A 19,156-nucleotide genomic window follows, 5' to 3' on the forward strand; every position below is an offset into this window, starting at 1 on the left:
GGCGGGGGTCGCCGGAAGGATCCGCGGCTATGACTACGCGCGTAAACGTTCTCCGGCGGTGGCTGGTGGCCCCGTTGCGGTGGGCGGCTCTGGTGTCGGTGTTGGTGTCGGTCGGGGTGTTCTTCGTCGGGGTGCAGGCGGCCGAGGCCGCGCCCGCCTGTGGGGTGCTGTCCGGTGGGGCGGCTCCGCAGGCGGCTTCGGCGGTCCGTTCGGCCTGCGGGCTGATCGGGACTCCGTACTCGTGGGGCGGCGGGCACGGCTCGCAGCCCGGTCCGACGTACGGGATCTGCGACTCGTCCAACGGCGCCCCGAACGACTGCAACGTCCGCGGCCTGGACTGTTCCGGGATGGTGCGGTACGCCTACTCGCTCGCGGTGGGCGCCGACGTGATCAACGGCACCACGCGGACGCAGTGGCCGACCTCGCGGGCGGTGGCCCGGTACTACCGGGGGGACGGGACGGCGCCGCTGCTTCCGGGCGACCTGGTGTACTTCGGCGGCACCGCTTCGACGATCCATCACGTGGCGATGTACCTGGGGCAGGGCTGGATCGTCGAGGCCCCGTACTCCGGTGGCTACGTGCAGGTGGCGGCGCTCTCCTCGCACGGCGACTACTACGGCGCGATCCGGCTGTACGGCTCCGGCAACACCGCTCCCACGCCGACCCCGCCGCCGGCGGGCGGCGGCCAGTACTGGGTGGACACCTTCGCCAACGCGCCGGTGTACGCCTCGCCGACCTCCACCAGCAGCACGGGGACGCTCTACCAGGGCACCAACTACGTGTACTGCAAGGCATGGGGCCGCGAGGTGTCGAGCGGCGGAAGCTACAACCACTGGTGGTTCAAGACCGACCCGGACGTCGGCCCGTCGGGTCAGTGGGTGTCGGCGTTCTACCTGTCGCGCTGGGGCAACGACGTGGCCAAGGACAACAACGGCGCGACCGTCCCGGACTGCTCCGGCAGCAGCACCCCGGCGCCCACCGGCAAGTACTGGGTGGACACTTACGCCAATGTGCCGGTGTACGCGTCCGCGACCTCCGGCAGTGCCACCGCCACGGGGACGCTGTACCAGGGCACCAACTACGTGTACTGCAAGGTGTGGGGCCGTGAGGTGTCGAGCGGCGGAAGCTACAACCACTGGTGGTTGAAGACGGACCCGGATGTCGGCCCGTCGGGTCAGTGGGTGTCGGCGTTCTACCTGTCGCGCTGGGGCAACGACGTGGCCAAGGACAACAACGGCACGACCATCCCGAACTGCTAGGACCGGATGTGCGTCGGCCCCCGTCCTTCGGTCATGGACGGGGGCCGAGGCGCGCGCAAAGGGGGAGTTCTACGGGCAGTTCTCGTCGATCTTGTACTGGAGGGCCCGCGGGTAGTCGTGCCGGCCCAGGCGGATGCGGGCCAGGACGGGGGCGTGGTTGAGGTCGTTGGTGGGGTCGGCGAGGTCGGTGAGGAGGGCGTCGAGTTCGGCGTGGGTGCTGACGTCGAAGCCGTGCATGCGGTCCTTCTCGGAGCCGAAGACCTCGGCGAGCTTCTCGTAGCGCCACGGGTGCAGGACGTTGTAGAAGTCGGCGCCGTCGGAGGCCGGACCCTTGAAGTAGCAGGGGGCGACCAGCATTTGCTCGATGCCGTAGAAGCCCTCGTTGTCGAGGACGAAGATCACCGAGCGCAGGTGCTGGCGGACCTGGGTGGAGAGTTCCTGGCAGATCTCCTGGAACGAGCCGTCGCCGACGAAGACCATGGGCCGCTTGAGCGGCTGCTGCCGGCCGAGGGCGACGCCGGTGGCGGCGCCGACGGAGTAGCCGATGGACAGCCAGCTGTTCTGGGCGAGGAAACCGGAGCGCTCGGTGATGCGCAGGTTCATCGAGCCGAGCAGGGCGAACGCCGCGTCGGAGACCACGGTGAACGGGGAGGGGGCGTCGGGGTCGCCGCCGGTCGCCCGGCGTTCGAGGAACTCGTTGATGTGCTGGAAGAAGCTGTCGTAGGTGAGTTCCGTCGGGTAGTCGCCGCCGGTCAGCGAGTCGAGGAACGCGGCGGTGGTGGCGGGGACGTCCAGGCCGGCCGCGCGGGCGAGCGCGAAATGGTCGTCGGCGAACGTGCGGCCCGCGAGGGCGGCGCTCAACGCGGGGACGAAGCGGCCGAGTTGGACGTCGGGGAAGTACATGGCGCCGACGCTGACGCCGCCCCGGGCCGCGACGATCCAGTCGTCGCCGATGGACTGTTCGCCGTTGAGGTTCTTGGAGGTGGACCAGGTGCCGAGGCCGATCCGGCAGCCCGCGTGCTGGAACGTCCGGTAGATCTCCGGCAGGCTCGCCTTGCCGTTGTAGACGCCGGCGAACTTCGGGTGCCGCTCGGAGACCACCGACTTCGCGCCGACGGTGGTGCAGAACTGGATCTCGGTGGACTCGACGAACTGCAGCAGCTCGGCTTCCAGCCGCTGGCGGACGAGTTCCTCGCCGGCCCAGACGATCGGCGTCCCGAAGGAGTGGATCAGCTCGACCGCCGCCGCGACGGCCTTGTCCAGGATCTGCTGGTTGCGGGTGGTGAACGGCCGTGTGTGCGCCCGGAGTTCGCCCTGCGGCGGTTCGCACGGCGCGTGCCAGAGGTCCTCCATGACCTCCAGGTAGACCGGCTTGCGCTCGGTCAGGCACGCGGTGATCGCACTGTCGATCTGGGACGGCGCGAGCCCCGGGTTGGAGAGGACCTGCGCGTCGACGGTGACCTGCCGGTACACGTCGAGGTTGCTCTCCCGGCGCGGGCTCATGTGCGAGGTGAGCAGGCCCACCGCCTGGAAGTTGAGCCACTGCTCGTACGTCGGGCCGGCGTTGATCGCGATCAGCGGGATGTCCTCGACGTACGCGCCGCCGACGGTGTTGAGCAGGCTGAACGCACCCACGCTGTACGTCACCGCGACGGCCGCCGCGCCCTGGTCGGGCCGGTCCGGGGGGCAGTCCGCGGAGCGCACCCGGGCGTAGGCGTCCGCCGCGTAGCCGCTGCCGATCTCGGTCGGGGTGCCGACCCAGCGCACCGCGGTGGTGTCCTGCATGATCGACAGGAACGGGCCGAGAAAGTCGCCCGGCACGCCGAACAGGTGCCGGATGCCCAGTTGTTCGAGCCTGGTGGCCAGGTAGCGGCCGACCGTCCACTCGCCTTCGCTGCTCATGTGATCAATTCCTCTCCGGAACAGTTGAGTTGACGGCCTGTCAGGCATCGACGGGCTTGTTGGGCAGGTCCCGGCCCTCGGCCAGCAGGCGCAGGGTGCTGATCGACGGGGTGAAGGCGTAGAGCGCGCCGGTGGTGCGGACGAAGCGCTTCATGTCGACGGTGCCGTGGGTGCCGTCCTCCAGGCCGATCGAGGCGGGCCCGGCGAGGCCGACGACCTTGTCGAGGCCGTTGGGCGTGGTCTTCCCGGCCTTCGGGTCGCCAGGGGTGAAGTCGGGGTTGCCGGCCCAGTGCTGTTGGAGCAGCTCGAACTGCTGCTCCAGCGAGGTGCCGTAGCAGACGAACATCAGCCCGCGGTCCTTGCGGTCGTCCGCGCCGCCCTTGAACACGGGGCCGTACGGGATGCCGCGGCGCATCAGGCGGTGGCTGCGGGGCTTGTGGTCGTTGACGCCGGCGAAGGCGCGGGGGTGGGTGCGGCGGATGTGCGCGACCCACGGGGTGTGCCGGCCGGCGGGGTCGTTGAGGTAGTCGAAGTCGTTGCGGTCGGAGCCGAGGCCGGTGACGGTGTCGCGGGCCGGGGCGAGCGGGGTGCCGTCCTTGAGCCGGCCGACCAGGCAGGAGCCGAGGCGGGTGGCGTCCATCGTCCCGGTGAACTCCTTGACGCCGTCGCTCACCGCGCGGTTCCAGCCCGCGACGTCCTGGCGCAGGCGGCGCACCACCTGGAGCGAGCCGTTCCTCATCCAGGCGGGCGCCGTGCGGTCGCCCGCTTCGCTCCTGTGGCCGAAGACGAACTCGCCGGGTTCGATCATCGCGGTGCCGGCGCGGTTGTCGCGGATGCCCTTGCGGTCGGGGGCCTCGCGGTGGAAGTCCTTGACGCCGGGCTGCGAGATGCCGTCCTTGTAGCCGAAGTGCTCGTGTCCGCGGAGCGCGCCGGTCAGGGTGCGGCCGCGGTCGACGTGGACGCGGCCGATCCGGTGGGCGTGTTCGACGGCGTCGAGGTTCTTCAGCTTCTCGGTCAGCAGTTCCTCGGTGTCCGCGGCGACGATCAGGACGGCGTGCACGACCTGCTCGCCGGTGCCCGCGCCGAACAGCCAGGTCTTCGGGTCGCTGTCGCCGGTGTCGCCGAGGTCGGCGGCCCGGGCGGCCGCGCCCGCGGTGAACGCGGGGAAGGCGGCGAGGTCCTTCCTGACCTGGTCGGGCTTGCCGGCGACGGTGATCAGGCCGTCGAAGGTGAGGGACACGCCGCAGCGGACGGTGGTCATCAGCGGGTCGCGGCCGAAGGCGCGGCGGGCCAGCGAGAACTGCTCGTTGAAGTCCTCGGTCTCGGCGGTCGTCGCGACGGTGTTGAGGATCGCGGAGAGCCAGCCGCGGCCCGTGGCGGCGTCCGGGAAGTGCAGGTAGCGGAAGTCGGTGAAGTCCTTGTTGAACGCCGCCAGGATGTTGCCCTGGATGTCGGTGTCGGTGCGGAGCTTCGGTCGGGGGAGCTGTTCGACGGACGGGACGGCGGTGGGACGGGCGGAGGTGGTGGTCACGCGCGGGCTCCTCGGTCGCAGGCACGGCTGATCACATGGCGCGGTCGGCTCGACACTCCACGTTGCCGGGCGGTCGCGCGCGCCGCCAACCGGACATCGGCCTTCCGAACGCCACCGGGAGCCGCAGGGGCCTTCGGGCGGGCCGATGGTGCGTCACCGAACCGAATCGAGCGGATCAGGGGCCGGGGCCGGGAACGGGCCGGGAACGGGTGAGGCCGCCGGCGGTGTGCCGGCGGCCTCGGGTCGGGAACGGGCGGGGGTCGGGTGTGGGGGTTACGGGCCGGGGTTACGGGTGGAAGATCATCTCCGGGTTGGCGGCGGTCGGCCCGTCGAGGAGCGGCTGCGGCCTGCCCTTGAGCTGGAGGTCGAAGAACGCCGCCACGTACTGACGGGTCAGCTGGAGGCCGCGGGCGCCGGTGACGGTGGTGCCGGGAGGCTGCGGGAGGCCCACCGCCTCGGAGAAGAGCGGGTTGTCGGTGAAGGTGCCGTGGTTGGAGCCGGCCATCGTCAGCCAGCGCTTCCAGCCGTCGAGACGCTCCCAGGCTTCCGTCCAGCTGGGGTCCTCGGGGCCGTCCAGCCGGTGGCCGATCATCATGAACGCCTTGCCGTGCAGGCCGGTGACGGGGACGGGGTAGTTCATGCTGCCGTCGAGGTTCACGCCGGCGCGGATCCGGGGGTCGGCGGCCAGGGCGGGCACGGCTGCCGCGCCGCCCGCCGAGTGGCCGCCGGTGCCGATCCGGTCGCGGTCGATCAGGTGCGCGTACTGCCAGGCCGGGTGCGGGCGGGCGGTGAGCTCGTCGACGAGGAAGGAGATGTCCTTGGCCCGGCTCTCGTCCAGCCGGGCCGAGTCGTCCGGGGTCAGCTTGCCGCACATGAAGCAGGTGGTGGTGTGGCCGTCGGGGAAGGTCTCGCCGGAGTTCTCATAGGTGTGGTCGACCAGGGCGACGACGTATCCGCGGCTGGTCAAGTCCTCTGCCAGACCGGTCAGTTCGGTGCGCGGCATGGTGAAGCCGGGGGAGAGCACCACCAGCGGGAAGCGGCCGTGCTTCGGGAGCGCGTCGGTCCGGGACCAGGTCCGGGTGTCGGTGATCGTCTCGGTGGGGACGGTGTTGCCGGGCAGCTTCAGGTCGAGCAACAGCCGGGCCGCCTCGGGCGTCATGTACGGGGCCGGCCCGCCGGTGCCCCGCTCGGCGGGGTAGTACATCGACACCATCAGCTGGCGCGGGCCCGCGGACGGCACCCACGGGTCGGTGCGGTTCCGGTCCACCAGGTGCAGGATCTGCCGTCCGACCGCGTACGGCCCGGTGGGGCGCGGGAGTTCGACGTGCACCCCCTCCGTGACAGTGGCGGTGGCGGTGGTCGGGGCGGGCGCGGCCAGTGCGGGTGCGGCGGCGACGACGGACAGCGGGAGGGCGAGCAGCAGGGCTGCCGCGGCGGCGGTGCGACGGAGTGCGGTCATGGCGATCACCGTAGGTTGCCAGTAAGGGAGTTGACGTCACGTCAGAGATGTAAGGGATTCCACCGAGGGCGGGCCGGGGCGGAGGGGCAGCCCCCTAGGGGAGGGCGGGCCGGGGCGGAGGGACGGCCCCCTAGGGGAGGGTGCGTCGGCGGGAGGAGGCTTGATCGGGGACGCACCACTCTGGCGTCACGGTTGACAGTGCGCAATCATGGTGGTCACCTGTTGACGCGCATAGATCGGACGAGCGGCCCTGCCGCGCGCCGTGGCATGCGGTGACGGTCGGTCATGCCCGTGTCCCCGAGCGGAAGGACGATGCCGTATGCCGGATCGAATGGGTGCCGCGCCTCCGGGGTGGGCGCGGGCCGTCGACGGAAATTCCGGCGGCCTTTACCGGAGTTGATACTCCCGTTGTCTTCGCATTGCTCGTTCGCGTTGCCGTCCGGGTGTGCGCGGTGATCGGTGGAGCGGTGGGGGACGGGTGAGGCGTGCGTTCATCATCCGTACACGTATCGCCCGGTCGGGCAGCCCCGTGACCTAGGCCCATGCTCAGGGTCGGGCGTCCGGGGAAAGGTTGCCGGACGGTCATGAAAGTGTTTGCGGAAATTCGCTGAAAGGCCGCTCCTGGCCATTGACGTGACTCAATGTCAGCTCGTACGGTCTGGCCTTGTCGTACTGGGCGGTAGTGGCCGAGTGAATGGGCCTGCCGAAAGCTGCGCCGAGTCGCCGTGGAAACCGTGTGGGTCGTGCTCCATCGATGGTCGCCGAGTGTCTTCGGCATGCCTACGGACGGTCACAGAGAGAGTCGGAAGGAGGGCGGGGTGGACGTGGCAGCGGAAGCCGGAGCCGGCAGCGGCGCCAGATTCACCGTGCTCGGCCTGTTGGCGATCGCCGACCGCCGGGAGACCGCGGTCCTCCAACCCTCCAAGCCCGCCTCGCTGTTGGCGGCGCTGTTGACCAGACCGAACGCGGTCGTGCCGGTGGAGTCGCTGCAACGGGCGATCTGGGGCGAGGAGATACCGGCGACCGCCAAGGCCGCCCTGCACTCCTGCGTGCTGCGGCTGAGACGGCTGTTCGCCAAGTACGGCATCTCCGGCTCCACCATCGAGGCGCTCCCCGGCGGCTACCGGATGGCCGTCGACGCCCGCACCCTGGACCTGCTGGAGTTCCGCGAGCTGCTCGCCCGGGCCGGACGGACCGCCGACCCGTCCGCCGAACTCGCCCTGCTGCGCGCCGCGTTGGCCCTGTGGCAGTCGCCCGTGCTGGGCAACGTGCACTCCGACGTGCTGCACCGCGAGGAGGTGCCGCGGCTCTCCGAGGAGTGGCTGCGCACCGTCGAACGGGTCTACGACATCGAGCTCGCGCTCGGACGATGTCGCGACGTGCTGTCCGAACTGTGGCCGCTCGCCAGATCGCACCCCTCCCACGAACGATTCTGGGAACAGCTGATCGAGGCCCTGCACCGCACCGGCCGGCGCGCCGACGCGCTTGCCGAGTACCGGTGGGTCCGCGACCACCTGCGCGAGGAACTCGGCGTCGAACCCGGACCGTCCCTGCAACGCCTCGAACTCGCCGTCCTGCGCGGCGAATCACTGACCCCCGACACCCCGCCGGCCGGCCGGGAACCCGGCGCCGTCCGACTCCGCGCAGCGGCCGAGCCCGCCCGCGAACCGGACGGGACGACCGTCCCCGCCCCCGGCGAAGCCGTCCTGGCCGGACTGGTGCAGGCCGGGCTGCTCGCCGAAGGCCCCTGCGGGCACTACCACGTGCACGAGCTGCTGCGGGCCTTCACCCTTGCCGCGGCGGGCAGTTGGGCCCGCGCCCCGGGGGAGCAGGACCCGGCGCCGCCCGCATCCTGCGCCTGACCGCTTCCCGTCCGTGCGGCCCCGAGCCGCTCCGCTTGCGTACCACTGAGGTGTGAGGGACATGCCCCCGTTCGAGGAGATCGCCGACAGCCGTCCACGGATCCGGCGCGACGTGCTGTACACCCAGACGCCCGAGGGGGTGCTCTTCCACAACGCCCACGGCGGCTTCGGCGTCACCGCCAAGGACGCCTACCGCTTCGCCTCGCTGATCGTGCCGCACCTCAACGGGCAGCACACCGTCGCCGAGATCAGCCAGGGCTTCGGCGAGCACCACCGCACCATGTTCGCCGAACTGGTCCGCACCCTCTACACCCGCGGCTTCGCCCGCGATGCCGGCCCCGCCCCCGAGGGCCCCTCGCCGCTCACCCCCGAGGCCGCCGCCCGCTTCGGCCCGCAGATCGAGTACATCGACCACTACACCGGCGACGCCGAGAAGCGCTTCCACCGCTTCCGCGACACCCGGGTCGCCGTCCTCGGCGACGACGAACTCGCCCGCTGGGCCGTGCTCAGCCTGATCCGCAACGGCTGCGCCGCCGTCGGCGTGCTCCCCGCACTGACCGAACTCGCCGGCTGGGCCGAGATCGAGTCCGAGGCCGCCGCCCTCGCCAAGGCCGGCTGCCCCGTCCACCTGGCCACCCTCGCAGCCCCCGCAGCCCCCGGCGACAGGCCCGGCAGCGGGCTCGGCTGGGCCGAACTCGACGGCCACGACCTGGTGTTGGTCACCGGACCGGCCGGCCACCGGCAGACCGCCGACCTGCTGGAGGCCGGCATCCCCGACGGCCGGATGCTGCTCCCCGCCTGGACGATCGGCGGCAACGCCGTCATCGGCCCGCTGATGTCCGCCGACCGCACCGGCTGCTGGACCTGCGCCGCACTGCGCCTCGGCGCCGGCGCGCAGGCCGGCGACGCCGCCGAACTGTGGGCCGCCCTCTCCCCGCTCGCCCCGCTGACCACCGGCAGCCGGCAGCCGCACGGCCCGCTCGCCGCGATGCTCGGCAACCTGCTCGGCTACGAGGTCTTCCGGATCACCACCGGCGCCCTGCCCGCCGAGACCGACGGACGGCTGCTCGTCCAGGACCTCGACTCGCTCGACGTCGTCGGCGAACCCCTGCACCCGCACCCGCGCTGCCCGCGCTGCGCCGCCCCGCACGACGCCGACCTCGCCGGCCTCGACCTGGCCGGCCTCGACCTCGCCGGAGCCGGACGCGAGGAGGACTTCTCCGCCGAGGAGGGCGCCTCCGAAGCCGCGCTCGCCGAGATCGACGACCGCGCCGTGCTGGTCGGCCCGCACGCCGGGGTGTTCGCCCGGTACGCCGACGACGACTGGCGGCAGACTCCGCTGAAGGCCGGCACCGTCACCCTGAACCTCGCCCCCGGCGTCACCCGCACCGTCTCCGCCGGCGACATCCACCACGTCGCCGGAGCCCGCCTGCGCGCCCTCTACCGCGCCGCCGAGGTCTACGTCGAGCACGCCGTGCCCGCCACCCCGGCCGCCGAAGGCGCCGAACTCGCCCGAGTACGACCGGAGTTGCTGAGCACCGCCAGCGGCCTGCCGGCCGGCACCGTCCGCGACTGGAGCGAGGCCACCTCGCTGCTCACCGGCGCGCGGGCACTCGTCCCCGTCGCCGCGCTGCACACCTTCGGCCCGCACAACCGCGACCGCGCCTTCGAGGCCACCTCGGCCGGCACCGGCGCGGGCGGCACCCTCGCCGAGGCCACCGCCCGCGGCCTGCGCACCGCCCTCGGCCACGACGCGCTGCGCCGCGCCCTGCGCGGGCGCCTCGCGCCGCTGGCCCTCCCGGCGGAGATCCTCCAGCAGGACGCGCAGCTCGCCTTCCTGGCCCGCTCGGCGCACAACCACGGCCTGGAACCGGAGTTGCTGCTGCTCGGCGGCCCCGACGAGCCGCTGCCGGTGGTGCTGGCCCGCGCCGCCGACGCCGCCACCGGCGCCTCCCGCTGGACGCTCGGCAGCGGCCTCGGCCTGCGCGACGCCGTGCTGGAGGCTCTCCGCGACCTGCTCGCCGCCGTCCAGCTCGACCGCGACCCGGCCGCCGCCGCCCACGGGGGGACAGACACCGGCGACCCGCTGTACGGCGAACTCGACCCGGCCGTGCTGACGCCCGCCGGGACGGCCGGGGCGCAGCTCGGCGAGACCCTGGAGTGGACGCAGGTGCTGGAGCGGCTGCGCGCCGCCGGCCGCGACGTCCTGCTGGTCCCGTGCGGCCCGGCCGACCTGCGGGCCGGTCGGATCGAGGTGGTCAAGGTGCTGCTCACGGACGGGACTTCGGATGCCTGAGGACGTCCTCGACCGTCCGTCCGGCGCGGAGGCGGCGGAGGCGGCGGTGGCGGCGGTGGCGGCGGCTGCGACGGTGGCGTTCGCCGGGCCGTGGGGTGAGTTCTTCGCCGACCTGGCGGGCGGCTTGGCGGACCACCGGGTCGAACTGGCGCTGCTCGGCGCGCGGGACGAGCTGACGGTCGGCGCGCCGGAGCGGCGCGGCGGATGGCCGGTGCCGGTGCACCTGTACGGCCACCACGCCACCGTCGGACCGGACAGCCCGGAGCGTCCGGACAGCCGGGAGCGTGCGGACGGTTCGTCCGCGGCCGGCGGCCAGGCCTCGCCGTGCCCGCGCTGCCTCGCGCGGCGCTGGCAGGCGGTGCGCTCCGGGCAGCTGCGCGACGCGCTGGAGCTCGGGTCCGGCACCCGGGCGGCGGGCCGCCCGCCGTTCGCGGTGCCGTTCCTGACCGACGCGCTGGCCGCGCTGCTCGCGGCGCGCGCCGAGCGCGGCCCGCGGGAGCTCGACGGCCTGCCCGTGGTGCACCTGCTGGACTTGGAGACGCTGCGGGTCAGCGGTTTCCCGCTGCTCACGGACGCCGAGTGCCCGCGCTGCGAGCACCGCGTCGAGGACAGCGCGGAGGCCGCCCGGATCGACCTGGCGAGCCGCCCCAAGCGGGCCCGCGACGACTTCCGGCTACGGCCGGTGGAGGACTACGGGCTGTCGCTGCCCGCGTTCGTCAACCCCGTCGCGGGGATGCTCGGGCCGTCGGTGGTGCCGGACCTGGTGTCCGCCTCCACCTCCTCCACGGTGGGCTGCTTCACCATGCGCTCCGGCGACTACCTGCGCGAGTGCTTCTGGGGCGGCCACACCGCCGGCTACCGGGCCAGCACCGAGGTCGGCCTGCTGGAAGGGCTGGAGCGGTTCGCCGGGATGCGGGCGCGCGGCAGGCGGACCAACGTCGTCGCCGCCCTGGACGACCTCGGCGAGCAGGCGCTCGACCCGCGCACCTGCGGCCTGTACACCGACGAGTTCCACCGGACCACCGGCGTCCGGCCGTTCTCGCCCAGCACCCCGATCCCGTGGGTGTGGGGCTGGTCGCTGCGCGACGAACGGCCGCTGCTGGTGCCGGAGATCCTGCCGTACTACCACGCGCCCGGCGGGCTCACCAACCGCTTCGTGCAGGAGAGTTCGAACGGCTGCGCGTCCGGCGGCAGCCTGGAGGAGGCGATCTATTTCGGGCTGATGGAGGCCGTCGAACGCGACGCCTTCCTGCTCGCCTGGTACGGGCAACTCGACCTGCCCGAGCTCGACGGCCGCAGCAGCAGCCGCCCGCAGACCAGGGCGATGGTCGACCGGCTGGAGATGTACGGCTACCGCGCCCGGTTCTTCGACACCCGGATCACCTTCCCGGTTTCGGTGGTGACCGCCGTCGCCGAACGCGTCGACGGCGGTCCCGGACGGCTCTGCTTCGGCGCGGGCGCGAGCCTCGACCCGGAGGCGGCGCTCTGGGCCGGTCTGTGCGAGATCGCCACCGACGCCGTCAACCTGCGCAGCCGCACCGCCCGCGAGGAGCGGCGACTGCGCGCCATGGCGGAGGACTTCGACCAGGTGCGGGTCCTGCACGACCACCCGTTGGTCTACGGCCTGCCCGAGATGGCGAAGTACGCCGACTTCCTGCTGAAGCGCCAAGAGGTGCCGCGGCCGGTGTCGACGCTGCGGGACGGCTCGATCGCCCCGTCCGACGACCTCCGCGAGGACCTGCGGCACTGCGTCGACGCGGTCGCCGCGGCCGGGTTCGACGTGGTGGTCGTCGACCAGACCATGCCCGAACAGCGGGCCTCCGGCCTGCACACCGCCTCGGTGCTGGTGCCCGGACTGCTGCCGATCGACTTCGGCTGGCAGCGCCAACGGGCCCTCACCATGCCCCGGTTGCGGACCGCGCCCCGTGAGGCCGGACTGCGCCCGCACGACCTGCGGACGGACCAGCTCAACCCCGCACCGCACCCCTTCCCCTGAGCCCCGCCACGCCCGGCGCCGCGCCCTCGCACGGCGCCGGGCGGCACGAGAGAGGAACGAACATGGGCTACGCCCGCGCGTACGCGTCCGCGGTGCTGTGGCGCGGCCGGGTCCCGATGGAGCCCGCCGACTTCGTGCCCGACTGGGCCGACCGCCCGCGCAAGGACAAGTACTTCCCCGACGCGCCGCACTTCCCGCTGCCCGACTGCCCGCCCGGACCGGCCGCCTCGGCCGCCCACGGCCTGTTCGGGCCGCGCGGCGAGGACGGCTTCACGCTGCCGCTGCTCGGCGGCATGCTCCGCGACTCCTACGGCCTGACGGGCCGCCGGCTCGGCGTGCAGGCCAACTCCGACCTCGGCACGCTGCCCCGCTACCCGCACGCCAACTTCTCCCGGGGCACCGCGTCCGGCGGCGGCCTCTACCCGATCGGCATCCACTGGGTCAGCGGCCCGAGCGGACCGCTCACCCCCGGCGTGCACCACTACTCCACGCCGCACCACTCGATGCGGCGGCTGCTGACCGGCGACGTCACGCCCGACGTGCGGGCGGCGCTCGGCGGCCTCGCCGAGGACTGCGACCAATTCCTGGTCCTCACCGTCAAGTTCTGGCAGAACGCCTTCAAGTACAACAGCTTCGCGTACCACGTGGTCACCATGGACACCGGCGCGCTGCTGGAGACCTGGCGGATCTGGGCCGGCGCGCAGGGCCTGCACCTGGGCGCGGCGCTCTGGTTCGACGAGGAGCGGCTCGGCCGGCTGCTCGGCCTGAGCACCGAGGAGGAAGGCGTGTTCGCCGTCGTCCCGCTGCGCTGGGCCGGCGGGCCGGCCGGCGCGCTGCCCGCGACGCCCACCGGTGCACTGACCACGACGCCCGCCGGCGCGCTGCCCGCGACGCCCACCGGCGCGGTCGTGCGGGCCAAGGAGCAGGAGCGGTCGCGGATCGTCCTCGGGTTCGAGACCGTCCGGCGGATCCACGAGGCCACCCTGGAGGGCGCGGCCGAGCGGCCCGCCGCCGGGGTGCTGGACGCGGCGCTGGAGGAGGCCTGGGCCCGGCTGCGCGCGGCGGCCGAACCGGCCGGGCCCGTCGGCGAGTCGGTCCGGCTGCCCGAGCCGCAGCAGCCGTCGATGGGCGTGCGCGAGGCGCTGCGTTCGCGGCGCAGCAGCTTCGGCCGGTTCACCGGCAGGCCCGCGATGAGCGCCGGGCAGCTGTCCACCGCGCTCGCCGCCGCCGCGTCCGCCGGACGGCTGGAGGGCTGCGAGGAGGGGCCCGCGACGGCCTCGCTGACGCGGCTGCACGTGTTCGTCAACCACGTCGAGGGCGTGCCCGCCGGCGCGTACGCGTACGACGCCGAGGAGCGCACGCTGCGGCCCGTGAAGGCCGGCCCGCAGGGCTGGTTCCTGCAGCGCAACTACTTCCTCGACAACTACAACCTGGAGCAGGCCGGGGCGCTGATCCTGGTCAGCGCGCCCACCCCGGCCGTGCTGGACGCCGTCGGCGACCGGGGCCTGCGCCTGGTGAACGCCGCCGTCGGCGCCGGCTCGCAGGCGCTGTACACGGTCGCCCCGGCGGCCGGACTGGCCTGCGGGGTGGCGCTCGGCTTCGACTCCGTCTCCTACACCGAGCACCTGGGCCTCGTCGACGGCGAGGAACTGCCGCTGCTGATCATGATGGTCGGTCAGGAGCACCGCAGCCCGGCCGACTTCGACCACGCGATCGCCTGAACGGCGGAGGAACGTTGACCACCACTGTGACCGCGGGGAGCACCGGACGCCACGGCCGGCCCACCGGCCGGGCCCTGGGCCTCGGGCCCCGCTTCATGCTGCGCGCCGGCGGCCTGCCGGTCGAGGCCGTGCACGGCCTGCGCTCGGACGAAGTCTTCGGCTGGGCCGATGAGTTGGCGGCCGAGGAGGAGCGCCTGTCCGCCCTCGGGGCCCGGCTCGGCGACCCGCTCTCGGCGCTCGTCAAGCTCGCGCCGGACGCCGAGGGCCGACGGCGGGTGCTGGACCTGCGGCGCAGGGTGTTCAACAACCGGATGCCCGCCGATCCCGCCGAGGCGCTCGCCATGGTGCGCCAACTCGACGGGGAAACCGCCGAGTTGCTCGCCCAGTGGCTGCCCGCCCGGCAGCGCCTGACGCAGCTGCGGGAGGCCGGCGGGCCCGCGTTCGAGCGTGAACTCGTCCGCACCCGGGCCGAGTTGCGCCGCCTGGCCGGGCTGGACGAGCTGCGGCTCGGCCTGCTGCTGGCCTCGCCGTCGCTGGAGGCCCGGCTCGACGGCATCGGCGCGCCGAGCGTCGCGCCGGACAAGCGGACCCGCAAGATGGAACGCTCGCTGCTGTCGTACCTGTACCGGACGGCGTGCAAGACCAGCCCGTTCAGCACCTTCACGCCCGTCGCCGTCGGCGCCTTCGACGACTCCCACGACGGGTTCGAGGTGGCGCTCGGCGAGGCGCGCGGCAGCCACCCCAGGCTGAACGTGGTGGTGCTGGCCCGGCTCGCCGAACTGGTCGCCGCCGACCCGCAGCGTCGCGCCGACCTGCCGGTGGCCCCCGCCTCCGGCATGGAACTGACCGAGGACCGGGTCCGCTACGTGCGGCGCTCGGTGACGGCCGGCGACTCCGGCGCGGCGGTGAGCTTCGACGCGGCCCGCGACCGGCTGTTCTTCCTGCGGCTGAGCGGCGTGCTGGAACGGCTGCTGGAGGTGTTCCGGCAGCGCCCGGAGATCCGCTTCGGCGAACTCGCGGCCGAACTCGCCGCACAGCTCGGCGCGGACGGCGACCCGGCCGACGCGGGCGACGCGCGGCGGTACCTGGACGCGCTGCTGGAGGTCGGCATCCTCCAACTCCCGCTGCTCGCCACGGATGTGCACACCGGCGACCCGGTGCGCGCGTTCCGGCAGGCGCTGCGCTCGTTGGAACGGCCCTGGGCGGACGCCGTCGCCGACCGGCTCGCCGGGCCGATCGCCGCCCTGGAGCGCTGGCCGGCCGGCGACGTCCCCACCCGACGGGCGCTGCTCGCCGAGGTGCGCGCCGAACTCGCCGAGATCCAGCGGGAGTTGGGCGACGAGAAGGCGGCCGTCCCGCAGACCCTGCTGTACGAGGACGTGGACGCGGGCGGGACGGCGGCCGACGCCCGGCGGTGGGCCGCACTGGCGGCCGAGCCGCTGGCCGAACTCACCCGTATCCTCCCGGTGTTCGACCTGGGCCTGGCCCAACGGCTCACCCTGAAGGGCTTCTTCCTCGCCCGGCACGGCCGCGGCGGCCGCAGCGACGACCTGCTGCAACTGGTGCACGACTTCCACGAGGACATCTTCAACCAGTACCTGCAGTTCACCGCCGCCAAGTCCGGCGACGCCGAACACGGCGGCTACCCCGCCGAGGAGAACTGGCTCGGCCAGCCGCAGATCACCGCCCTCGACCGGGCGCGCGCCGAACTGGCCCGCCGAATGCGCTCATCACTCGAACAACTGCCGGACGACGCCGAGGAGTTGACGCTCGACGGCGCGGACCTCGACGCCGTGGCGGAGCAACTCGGCACGCCCGCGGGCGGGTTCGCGCCGCACAGCCACTTCGTGCAGCTGTCCGCCCGGGACGACGAGCCGCTGGTGGTGCTCAACCACTCGTACGGCGGCCTGTGCTTCCCGTTCACCCGCTTCATGCACTGCTTCGAGGACGCCGCCGCCGCCGATGGCGCGGACCTGCCCGCGGACCTGCCCGCCGCCCTGCCCGCCGCCCTGCGCGGGACGCTGCGCGAGGTCGCGCCCGCGGGCGCGGTGCTCGCCGAGGTCACCGCGGGCGCCGCCACCACCAACCTGAACCTCCACGGGCGGCTCACCGACTACGAGTTGGTGTGCCCGGGCGAGACCAGCACCGCCCCCGAGGACGCGCAGATCCACCTGGACGACCTGTACGTCGAGCACGACGCGGACGCCGACCGGCTGGTGCTGCGCTCGCGCCGCCTCGGCGTCGAGGTCGTCCCGGTCTACCTCGGCTACCTGGTGCCGATGGTGCTGCCGGAGATCCCGCGCAGCCTGCTGCTGTTCTCGCCGACCTCCCGGGTGACACCCGAGCTGTGGCGGGGCGTGCCCGCCGGCCCGGCCCCCGACGGGGTCGCCCGCCGCCCCCGGGTCCGGTACGGCAGCCTGGTGCTGCACCGCCGCAACTGGACCGCCGACGCCGCGGCGCTGCCGCAACTCCCGCCGGGAGCAACCGAGTCGGAGCGATACCTGGAATGGCAGCGCTGGCGTCGCCGGCACCGGCTGCCCGTCCGGGTGTTCGCCCGGGCGTACCCCGAGGGGCCCGGCGTCCCCCTCGGGGGCGCCAAACCCCAGTACGTGGACTTCGCCAGCCCGCTGTCCCTGACCGCGCTGGACGCCCTGCTCGCCGGCGGCGCCGGACGGCTGGTGCTGGAGGAGATGCTGCCCGGCGAGGACGCGCTGCACGTGCGCTCCGCGCGCGGCCGCCACGTCGCCGAACTGGCCCTGGAAGTCCTGCCGTTGGACCCGTCCCGGCCGTCGGCGCAGCACCGTGACGCGAACCAGCCCCGGCGAGGAGAGCCGAACCATGACTGACCTGCCGACCACCCCGGGCGCCCCCGGCGACTGGCTCGCGCTGCACGTCTTCTACGCGGCCAGCCCGCGCCCGCTGCTGCTGCAGTGCGTGCGCCCACTGGTCGCCGAACTCACCGAAGAGGGCCTGCTCGCCGGGCACTTCTTCATCAACTACTGGGTGGAGGGCCCGCACCTGCGCCTGCGCCTGCGGCCCGCCACCCCCGAGGCGGCCGAGCAGGTCCGCGACCGCGCCGAGAGCGCCGTCACCGAGTTCCTGCGCCGCCGCCCCGCGCTCTACCAGGTCGAGGACAGCTTCTTCGCGGAGCTCTACAACACCATGTTCGAGCTGGAGTTCACCCCCGAGGAACGCGCCGAACTCGTCGACGCCGACGGGAGGATGAGGCTGCGGGAGAACAACACCTTCAGCCGCGAACGCTACGAGCCCGAGTACGGCAAGTACGGCGGCCCGGCCGGCATCGACCTCGCCGAGTGGCACTTCCAGCACTCCAGCGACCTGGTGATCGAAGCCACCCGCACCATGAACCTGCACCTGCGCACCGTGGTGCTGGGCCTGGCCGCGCAGCTGATGATGACCATGACGGCGTGCTTCCTCCCCGACGAGGACGCCCTGCTGACCTTCCTCGACCGCTACCACGCCTTCTGGAACCGCTCGTTCGAAGGCACCAACTACACCGCGCAGCAGGGCTACGACCGCGCCTACACCAGCATGGGCGACGCCCTGCCGGCCAGGTTCCGGGCGATCCGCGCCGCCGTCGTCGACGGCGCGCCCGAGCGGCTGCCCGCCGTGCTCCGCGGCTGGGCCGAGCACTGCCTCGACCTGCGCGAGCGCGCCGCCGCGGCGGCGCGCCGCGGCGAACTGGTCTTCCGCTCCTGGGACGGCGAACGCGACCTGACCGTCACCGACCCCGCCGAGGCGCTGCCGATGCTGCTGTTCCCGTACGCCCACATGACCAACAACCGGCTGTCGGTGACCGTCCGCGACGAGGCGTTCCTGTCGTACATCCTGGCCCGCGCCCTGCGCGAACCCGCGGTGGTCTCGTGAGCCGCCACCAGCTCCTGGAGCAGCGGCCGAGGATCCGCCCCGAACTGCGGACCGCCCGGCCGCTGCGGCGCGGCGCCGCCGTCGTCCACCTGGTGCAGGACCCGGTCGGCGGACGGCAGTTGGAGCTCGGGCCGAAGGAACACTTCATCATCGCCCGGCTCGACGGCACCCGGACCCTCGCCGAGGTCGGCGACGCGTACGCGCAGCACTTCCGGGCCCGCCTGGGCGAACCGCAGTGGCAGCAGATGATGGGCCTGCTGTACACCCGCGGGCTGCTCGCCGACGCCCCCGTCCCGGTGCCGCCCAAGCCCGCCGCGCCGCCCCGCTCCGGCGTCCTGAGCGGCCGGGCCAAGCTGGTCTCCGACGCGCCCGCGCTGCTGGAGACCCTGCACCGGGCCACCGCCTTCGCCCGCCGCCGCGCCGTCCTGGCGCCGCTGCTGGCGCTGGTCGCGGCGCTGCTGGTCGCCGTCGCCGTCCAGCTGCCCACGCTGATCGACGAGACCCGGCAGCTCGCCGAGAACCCCGTCGCGCTGTTCGCCGTCGGCACCCTGCTGTGGACCAGCCTCGCCCTGCACGAACTCGCCCACGGCCTGGTCGGCCACGCCTACGGCGGACGCGTCGGCGAGATCGGCCTGCGCTGGCGACTGCCCATGACGTACCTGTACTGCGAGGTCGAGGACGTCCGGTTCTTCGCCCGTCGCCGCGAACAGATCGCCACCGCCGGGGCCGGCGCGATCGCCAACCTGGTGTTCCTGCTGCCGTTCTACCCCGCCTGGGCGCTGCTGCCCGCCCACGCCCAGGCCCGGCCGTTCCTCGGCGGACTGCTGCTGCTCGGCACCGCCGTCGCCCTCGGCAACCTGCTGCCGCTGCCCCCGCTGGACGGCTACAAGGCCCTCGGCTACGCCCTGGACACCCTCCAACTCGCCACCGAGAGCCGCACGTTCGCCACCGTCGCGGCCCGCGCCGCGATCCGCCGCGACGGCGCCGAACTGCGCCGCTACCCCGCGCGGCTGCGACTCGCGTACGGCGGCTACGCGCTCGGCTGCGCCGTCCTGGCCGCCGCCCTGCTCGCCGCCGCGAGCGCCCTGCTGGCGGCCTGGTACGGCCCGCTCGCCGGGTGGCTGCCCGCGTTCGCGGTGGCGGCCGCACTGGCGCTGTGGGCGGCCGGCCGCGCCCTGCGGGCACTGCGGGAGGCAAGGACCGGATGAGCGGCCCAACAGGGCTGCGCAACAGGGTGGGTGA

Annotated in this window: 11 protein-coding genes; 8 read left to right on the plus strand and 3 right to left on the minus strand. The window is 73.5% G+C overall.

Features of this window, described 5'->3' with window-relative positions; genetic code table 11:
• Positions 1–29: 29 nt before the first annotated feature.
• Positions 30–1,259 (plus strand): C40 family peptidase, encoded by a 1,230-nt coding sequence (locus ACFV4P_RS03830; protein ID WP_380467032.1) that lies wholly within the window; start codon positions 30–32, stop codon positions 1,257–1,259.
• A 69-nt stretch (positions 1,260–1,328) separates the two neighbouring features.
• Here ACFV4P_RS03830 and ACFV4P_RS03835 read toward each other — a convergent pair whose 3' ends face one another.
• The 3 genes from ACFV4P_RS03835 to ACFV4P_RS03845 all read right to left on the minus strand — a co-directional run bounded on the left by ACFV4P_RS03835 (position 1,329) and on the right by ACFV4P_RS03845 (position 6,151).
• Positions 1,329–3,161, minus strand: a complete 1,833-nt coding sequence (locus ACFV4P_RS03835) for an alpha-keto acid decarboxylase family protein (protein WP_380467034.1) — start codon at positions 3,159–3,161, stop codon at positions 1,329–1,331.
• Positions 3,162–3,201: 40 nt separating this feature from the next.
• Positions 3,202–4,692, minus strand: a complete 1,491-nt coding sequence (locus ACFV4P_RS03840; protein ID WP_380467036.1) for a Dyp-type peroxidase — start codon at positions 4,690–4,692, stop codon at positions 3,202–3,204.
• A 286-nt stretch (positions 4,693–4,978) separates the two neighbouring features.
• Complete coding sequence (locus ACFV4P_RS03845) at positions 4,979–6,151, minus strand: alpha/beta hydrolase family protein (RefSeq protein ID WP_380467039.1); 1,173 nt, start codon at positions 6,149–6,151, stop codon at positions 4,979–4,981.
• A gap of 818 nt (positions 6,152–6,969) precedes the next feature.
• Here ACFV4P_RS03845 and ACFV4P_RS03850 point away from each other — a divergent pair.
• From ACFV4P_RS03850 to ACFV4P_RS03880, 7 genes are all read left to right on the plus strand, one after another.
• Positions 6,970–8,013, plus strand: a complete 1,044-nt coding sequence (locus tag ACFV4P_RS03850) for a BTAD domain-containing putative transcriptional regulator (RefSeq protein ID WP_380467042.1) — start codon at positions 6,970–6,972, stop codon at positions 8,011–8,013.
• A gap of 61 nt (positions 8,014–8,074) precedes the next feature.
• Positions 8,075–10,309 carry a TOMM precursor leader peptide-binding protein gene (locus tag ACFV4P_RS03855; protein WP_380467044.1) on the plus strand — a complete coding sequence of 745 codons (2,235 nt, stop codon included), beginning with the start codon at positions 8,075–8,077 and terminating at the stop codon, positions 10,307–10,309.
• Positions 10,302–12,305, plus strand: a complete 2,004-nt coding sequence (locus tag ACFV4P_RS03860; RefSeq protein WP_380467046.1) for a TOMM precursor leader peptide-binding protein — start codon at positions 10,302–10,304, stop codon at positions 12,303–12,305. The genes ACFV4P_RS03855 and ACFV4P_RS03860 overlap by 8 nt, the downstream gene beginning before the upstream one ends.
• A 62-nt stretch (positions 12,306–12,367) precedes the next feature.
• Positions 12,368–14,026, plus strand: coding sequence for a nitroreductase family protein (locus ACFV4P_RS03865; protein WP_380467048.1), 1,659 nt, complete (start codon positions 12,368–12,370; stop codon positions 14,024–14,026).
• A gap of 14 nt (positions 14,027–14,040) precedes the next feature.
• A complete protein-coding gene (locus ACFV4P_RS03870; protein ID WP_380467050.1) occupies positions 14,041–16,872 on the plus strand; it encodes a lantibiotic dehydratase in 2,832 nt (943 codons plus the stop codon).
• Entirely contained in the window at positions 16,865–17,914 is a 1,050-nt protein-coding gene (locus ACFV4P_RS03875) for a lantibiotic dehydratase C-terminal domain-containing protein (protein ID WP_380467052.1), read from the plus strand. Before ACFV4P_RS03870 ends, ACFV4P_RS03875 begins: the two co-directional genes overlap by 8 nt.
• Complete coding sequence (locus ACFV4P_RS03880) at positions 17,911–19,122, plus strand: peptidase M50 (RefSeq protein ID WP_380467055.1); 1,212 nt, start codon at positions 17,911–17,913, stop codon at positions 19,120–19,122. The genes ACFV4P_RS03875 and ACFV4P_RS03880 overlap by 4 nt, the downstream gene beginning before the upstream one ends.
• The last annotated feature ends 34 nt before the right edge of the window (positions 19,123–19,156 follow it).

The sequence above is a fragment of the Kitasatospora sp. NPDC059795 genome (assembly GCF_042732175.1).
Taxonomy (GTDB): Bacteria; Actinomycetota; Actinomycetes; order Streptomycetales; family Streptomycetaceae; genus Kitasatospora.